This window comes from Fischerella muscicola PCC 7414 (genome assembly GCF_000317205.1).
GTDB lineage: Bacteria > Cyanobacteriota > Cyanobacteriia > Cyanobacteriales > Nostocaceae > Fischerella > Fischerella muscicola.
The window spans coordinates 1-6,782 of the sequence record NZ_AJLK01000159.1; the positions used below are offsets into that span (position 1 = coordinate 1).

Genomic DNA, 6,782 nt, shown 5'->3' on the forward strand with positions numbered 1-6,782 from the left:
CGGTAAAATAACAGTGAAGGTAGAGCCAACCCCAACCTGTGATACCAGTTCTATTTCGCCTTGCAATATTTCAACAAGCTGCTTGACAATTGCTAAACCTAAGCCAGTACTATCAGGCAAGCGAACATGCGACAAAGTGGAGCGAGATCGATAGAAGGGTTCAAAAATATGTGGTTGGTCTTCTGGTGAGATTCCCATTCCTGTATCACTTATTGCAATAGACCACTGTTGCTCGGATCGCACCTGACACGTTAATCTGATTGTTCCCGAGTTTGTGTATCGAATCGCATTACTCAGAAGATTTGTAACGATTTGCTGCAATCGCAAGGAATCTGTCAAAAGTTGCTCGGGAGCGTCAGAGGTGTCAATCACCATATCCAGCTTTTTTGCACTAGCTAGAGGCTCCATGATCTCCACAACATGATTGATCGCTGAGCGCACATCTGTTGGTACTAAATGCAGTTCTATTTTCCCAGCTTTGCATCGTGAAAGTTCCAGTGCAGAGTTAATTAAGCTGAGTAATTGACGACCATTGCGTAGCACTCGCTCGATGTTTTCGACACTAGGCAGAGTGTCTCTAATATCTGGGCGCTTTCGGACTTGGCGCAAAAACAAATCTGAGTAGTTAATAATCGAGTTGAGAGGGGTTTTGAGTTCGTGAGCTAGTACAGAGAAATTTTCCTGAGTCGTGTTCACCAAGCGAATCAGTTGCTCATTCGTAAGCATCAGCTGACTTTGCAGTTCTTCTAGTTCACGCAATCGCTCCTGTGTATAGCTTTGAAAGCACTGGCCAATGGCTTCATCTACTACAGCATTAATTACCCTCACGGCTCGAATCACTTCTGTAACTGTTGCTAACTGTAGCTCTGCATTGATTGCCAAAAATATCTGTTGACGTAGTAGACGATACTCCCGTGCGATTTCAGCAGGGTCAAAGCCTTGTTTAGCTCTGAAAATGCCATGGGTCAAACTTGCCTGAACAGCAACTCAATATCACTGTCAGTCGATTGAGAAAGCACAGTTGTCATTGCTGCTAAGACATGGGGAATATGATCCCGTATATCCGTACGAGGTAGTGAATCAGCGCTCTCAATCTGCTCGTCAACGCGAACAGCTTCAACCCACTTCTCCACAATTGTGTCAGTTTTTTTACTTAAAATTTGACTAAAATCCATTTTTATGGTATACGTGGGCAAAAGTAGATGATAAAATTCTTGAACAAAATAAGTTTAGAGATAAAAAATTTAAATTTACGTCGATTGTGAATTGAAGAAGCAAAATAAGGTTTTTTAGCAATTGCCTAGTTTGATGTTGGTTAACGAACACAGATGCACGCCGATGAACACAGATAGATTATCGGTGTTCATCTGTGTTCATCTGTGTTCGACTTCAAAAACAGAATTATTGCCATAGTTATTAATTCACATTAGGCATAATTTCTCAGCATCAAGTAAATACACACATTTTCCATGAAATATAAAACAGCACACTCCTAAAAGGAATTGTGATGTTATTTAACAAAATTGAAAACTATTCAGTGATTTTCAAGAGCATTCCTCATTATGCCCGCAATTTTCCTTTTTGTACCCGTTCGCGACTACCGGTAGGAATCGAAGCAATTAGCTTTTGGGTGTATTCTTGTTTGGGTTCGCGGTAAATTTCTTCTGCGATGCCTTGCTCGACAATTTCACCACCATTCATAACTAAAATGCGATCGCTCATAAATTTTACCACGCTCAAGTCGTGAGAAATAAAGATGTAAGTTAAACCAAACTCATCTTGTAATTCTTTGAGCAAATTCAGCACCTGCGCTTGCACTGATACATCCAACGCCGAAACCGATTCATCGCAAATAATAAATTTAGGATTCAAGGCTAGAGAACGAGCAATACAAATCCTTTGGCGTTGACCACCGGAAAACTGATGCGGATAGCGGTTCATAGCATCGGCGCTTAAGCCGACTCGTTCTAATAAATAAGCAGCACGTTTTTGTCTTTCTTGCTTTGTACTACCAATCGAGTGAATCAGCAAGGGTTCCATGATCGTGTCCCCTACCTTCATGCGGGGGTCAAGGGAACTAAACGGGTTTTGAAAGACTATTTGCATTTCCCGTCGCAGTTTTTGTAATGCTTCTCCTTTAAGGGTTGTGATATCTCGTCCCTCAAAGATAATTTGACCACTCATCGGTTCGATTAAGCGTAACAAAGTTCTACCTAAAGTAGTTTTGCCGCAACCAGATTCTCCTACCAACCCTAGAGTTTCTCCTTTTTTGACATCAAAGGAAACTCCATTCACAGCCATGTAGTAACGTTTTGTACCACCAAATATACCTTTGATCGGAAAACCAACCTTCAGATCCTTAACTTGCAGTAGAGGTGGTTCGCTTTCTAAATTTGCTAATCTCTGCGCTATTTCTTCCGGCGTGACATCTGGTGGTTGTGTGGGTTCTTTCCCCTGAATAATTACTTGTCCCGTCGTTGGTATTTCCTCGACATTCATGTAGTCAGAAACAGTTAAAAGCTTGTGGGGACGGCGGTTAAGTTTAGGACGACAAGCCACCAAACCCTTTGTATATGGATGTTGAGGATTCGCAAAAATTTTGGTGGCGTCGTCGAATTCAACAATTTTACCTCTGTACATGACCGCGACTTTATCGGCTACTTCGGCAATTAAGCCTAAGTCGTGGGTGATAAAAATCAAGGCCATGTCGCGGCTGGCCTGTAATTCTCGCAGCAAATCAATAATGGTTGCTTGCACCGTCACATCCAAGGCGGTGGTTGGTTCATCAGCAATTAATACCAGGGGGTTGCAGGAAATTGCCATCGCAATCATCACCCGTTGTAACTGACCCCCGGAAAGTTGATGAGGATAACGTTCTAGGATGGCTTCTTTATGTTGCTTGACTAACTTGAGTAGCTTTTGTTCGTCTAAGCTGGATGAACCAAAGGATGAGTGTTGCCAACTGTCAATATACTGCTGTCGGATCTTTTCATCGCTTGGGAGCAATTTTACTTCTTGTAGCCGTGCGATCGCTTGGTGTCGTGCTTCTGCTTCTGAAATATTCTGATGCCGCAAAATTGCTTCTGTCAATTGAAAGCCGATAGTATATACAGGATTGAGCGAACTCATCGGTTCTTGAAAAATCATGGCGATGTCGCCACCCCGGTGCAGTTGCATTTCCTTCGCAGACAACTCTACCAAATTGATGGGTTGACTATTTTCATTGGCACGAAACCAAATTTCTCCGCCTGCTATCCTACCCGGAGACTGCAACAAACCCATGATTGCTAAAGATGTGACTGATTTGCCACTCCCCGACTCTCCTACTATCCCTAGAGTTTCACCTCGATGCAATTGAAAAGAAATTCCATCTACAGCTTTGATGATTTTGCTATCACCAACAAATTCCACCTGTAAGTCGCGAACATCTAGGACTATTTCTTTCATAGGAAGTCGGGGTTAAACGGGAATTGAAAATAAACAGGATTTTAACATTCACTATGTGAAGTAGGGGAAAGGGGATTGGGGAACTCACCGGCCCCCACGACCGTAGGGAGTGGGGATTAGGGGCAACAGGGATTGGGAATTGGGCATTCGGTGTTTATTCTTCCCCTTCCCTTGTCCTCCTTGTCTTCCTTGTCCCCTTTCACCTTTTCCCAATCCCTAGTCCTCTTTCCCCAATCCCTCTTAAAATGGGATGTCATCAACGTCTGGTTCTGGGTTAGGTACTACCGGAGGATAGGAACTACGTTCAGGTTTTGAGGTTTGGGGAACAGGTTCTGAGTAATTATTTTGGGAAGCGACACCAACATTACTTTTTGCAGGAGTTGGTGTCGAAAGCGGTGGTTCGTAACTCGAAACAGCTTTTTGAGGAGTGGCAACTGGTGCTGATGCTGGTGCTGTCGTCACTGAAGACCCAGCCATGTTTAAATTTGCAACTAAAGGATAAATTTTTTGTACTGTCAACTCAGCACGTTTTTCTTTAAAACCTTCTGGACGGTCAATGGTATGCATACCTAAGCGTCCTTCTAAAAGTATGCGATCGCCAATATGGTAGTGCTGCTGAATTTCTTTAGCCATATTGCCCCAGCCTACTACTTTTAAATTTGCTGCTGGTTCACCTTCTCGCAACCCAGAAAACTGCACTAGCATCTCTGTCACTTCCAATCCATCTGGTGTAAAACGCAGTTCTGGTTCTTTAACAATTTCTGCCATTAAAATACAGCTGTTCATCAAAATTCTCCTGAGTTGAAATAGGGATCGGGGAAAGGGAAAGGGGAAAGGGAAAGGGGAAAGGGGAACGGGGAACGGGGAACGGGGAACAGGGAAAGAGTAAGAAAGAATATTAAATAATGTTTGTTTTGTTTATCACATGAATGTCTCAATTAAAAATATTGTTAATGATAATTAATGACCATTGACAAATGACCAATGACAACCAAGACGAATTAACTTTATTGATAGTGAATAACTAAGTAGAACGGCGCAAAAAAACCGTAGACGCGCAGCGACTTCTCGAAGAGTAGTATGTAACCGAAAGTAAAGTTGCCCAAAAAGCTCTTCCCTTCTGCCTTCTGCGGGCCCCCCACAAATTCGCGATTCGGAGAGCGAATTTGTGGGGAACCCCTTGTGCCCTCTGCCTCCTGCCTTGTCATAACGATAATTTTCAACACCGACCTACTTAAATTCCATAATTTACACTCTTGGCTTTGAGACTGTTTTAGCATAAAAGCCAAGGAAGTATTGCGAGCAGTATCAAACCACTGTTCGGAAACTGTACTTGGCTGCGATAAGTATTTAATTCTACAATATTTTAGTACATTTGTACCATAGATTATCTTCAAGTTTTGACATGAGCAGGAAAAACACCGTAGGCTACTAACCTTGCTGGCAATTCACGCAACCAAGGCAAGCGTAACCAACCAGGTAGCTGTAACAACTGATTTGAATTGAGAACACGGGCAAATATCTGCTGTTGGATAAATGACTGAAATGCTTGGATAATCCGAGTCGGCAATTCTCTTCGGCGCTGCACTTTGGCGAGTTCGTGCAATTCTACATGTCCTTGCTTGAGTGGTTTACTCAGGACATTTGCAGCCACAACAGCATCTTGAATCGCATAGTTGATCCCAACTCCACCGACAGGAGACATAACATGGGCAGCGTCACCAATCAGCAGTAGTCCAGGACGATACCAACGGACTAGGCGACTGGATTCTACTGAAAGGAAAGCAATCTGTTGCCAATCTTGTAGGTGTTGAATGCGGTCTTGCAATTCTGGCACTACTTCTACAATCGACTTTCTCAAAGCTTCCATGCCAGCAGCACGAATTTCCTGATACCCTCCCTTGGGAATCACGTAGGCCATTTGCCATTGATCGCCGCGATCTAGCATAACGACAATATGACCACGACCGATACGTCCTATTCCCCCTTCATAATCTCCTGATTGCTTAGGTAGGCGGAACCAAAGCACATCCATCGGTGGTGAAGTTTGAATAGATTCAAAACCAGCTAACTGACGCAGGCGTGAGTGACGTCCGTCTGCACCCACCGTCAAGATGGCCCGCACTTCATGCCAACCACCATGTCCGCGATAACGTACACCCCGAACTACCCCATCTTCTTCAATCAACTCCTGTACATTGGCACCCATAACTAACTGAAAATTGGGATACTTTTGGGCTTCGGTAGTAATAAACTCCAAAAATCTCGCTTGCGGAAGCATCGTAATGTAGGGATAACGGGTTTTCAGGTGACTGAAATCAGCTAAAGTAACACTCGCTTCTGGAGTCCGAACCCTGATTTGGCGCATTTTAGCGTGAGGAAGTTGCAGCAACTTTTCAGCCAAGCCCAGTTCCTCCATAATTTCCATCACCGATGGGTGAATGGTGTCTCCCCGGAAGTCGCGGTCAAAATCTTTGTGTGCTTCCAATAAAATTACGGGAATACCTTGACGCGCTAACATCAGGGCAAGAACAGCACCTGCTGGGCCTCCACCGACAATGCAACAATTTGTAGTTTGTACGTCTAAAATGTCATGGGTAGGAGTCGGCATCTCTTGAGGAGAAGGATTTGAGGTAAGATGAGAAGCCATAATAAAATTCCCCAATGTGCTTTCTTTCAAGGTAGTGTGGCTGTTATAGTAAAAGCTGTTTTTTTAACTTTTCGTAGTCACTGCAAACGTGTATCATGAGCGCTGAAGCCTAAGTGTACTTTGTCATTTGTTTAAATTTATTAACTAATGACCATTGACCATTGACCATTGACCATTGACCCTTGACCATTGCTGAAAAACTCGTGGCGCAAGTAATTTTAGAAAACGTCTATAAAAGTTTTCCTCCTCGTCGGGGAGAGAGTGTTACTTCTCAAACCCAGCTGGTATTGAATGGAGAGAAAAAGGAAGCAACTGCCTCTAAAAGTGCAGATGGTAGTGTAAATGTCTTGCGGCGCATTAACCTGACTGTGGCAGATGGTGAATTTATGGTGCTGGTGGGGCCTTCTGGTTGTGGTAAAAGCACCTTGCTACGGTTAATTGCTGGTTTGGAAGTCATGACTGGAGGCAATATCTGGGTAGGCGATCGCTTAGTTAACGATCTTCCCCCCAAGGAACGAGATATTGCGATGGTGTTTCAAAATTACGCCCTCTATCCCCACATGTCGGTGTATGACAATATTGCTTTTGGATTGCGACGCCGAACTATTGGAGGTGGGGAGGTGGGGAGTTGGGGAACTCGGGGCCCCCACTCCCCCAAGGGAGTGGGGATTAGGGGCAGTGGGGA

Annotated in this window: 6 protein-coding genes; 1 reads left to right on the forward strand and 5 read right to left on the reverse strand. The window is 43.9% G+C overall.

Annotation, left to right across the window (positions count from 1 at the left end; all coding sequences use genetic code 11):
• From UYI_RS33405 to UYI_RS0125160, 5 genes are all read right to left on the reverse strand, one after another.
• Positions 1-969 (reverse strand): sensor histidine kinase (locus tag UYI_RS33405; RefSeq protein ID WP_016869443.1); only part of this gene is annotated, 969 nt, incomplete at its 3' end.
• Positions 966-1,133 (reverse strand): RsbRD N-terminal domain-containing protein, encoded by a 168-nt coding sequence (locus UYI_RS40055; protein WP_308410463.1) that lies wholly within the window; start codon positions 1,131-1,133, stop codon positions 966-968. The genes UYI_RS40055 and UYI_RS33405, both read right to left, overlap by 4 nt.
• Before the next feature lie 427 nt (positions 1,134-1,560).
• Positions 1,561-3,447, reverse strand: a complete 1,887-nt coding sequence (locus tag UYI_RS0125145; RefSeq protein ID WP_016869445.1) for an ABC transporter ATP-binding protein — start codon at positions 3,445-3,447, stop codon at positions 1,561-1,563.
• A gap of 240 nt (positions 3,448-3,687) precedes the next feature.
• A complete protein-coding gene (locus UYI_RS0125150; protein WP_016869446.1) occupies positions 3,688-4,233 on the reverse strand; it encodes a single-stranded DNA-binding protein in 546 nt (181 codons plus the stop codon).
• A 607-nt stretch (positions 4,234-4,840) separates the two neighbouring features.
• Positions 4,841-6,097, reverse strand: a complete 1,257-nt coding sequence (locus tag UYI_RS0125160; protein WP_016869448.1) for an FAD-dependent oxidoreductase — start codon at positions 6,095-6,097, stop codon at positions 4,841-4,843.
• Positions 6,098-6,300: 203 nt separating this feature from the next.
• On the opposite strand from UYI_RS0125160, the gene UYI_RS39295 reads away from it, so the two are divergent.
• The coding region (locus tag UYI_RS39295) for an ABC transporter ATP-binding protein (RefSeq protein ID WP_326930440.1) at positions 6,301-6,782 on the forward strand (482 nt) is incomplete at its 3' end.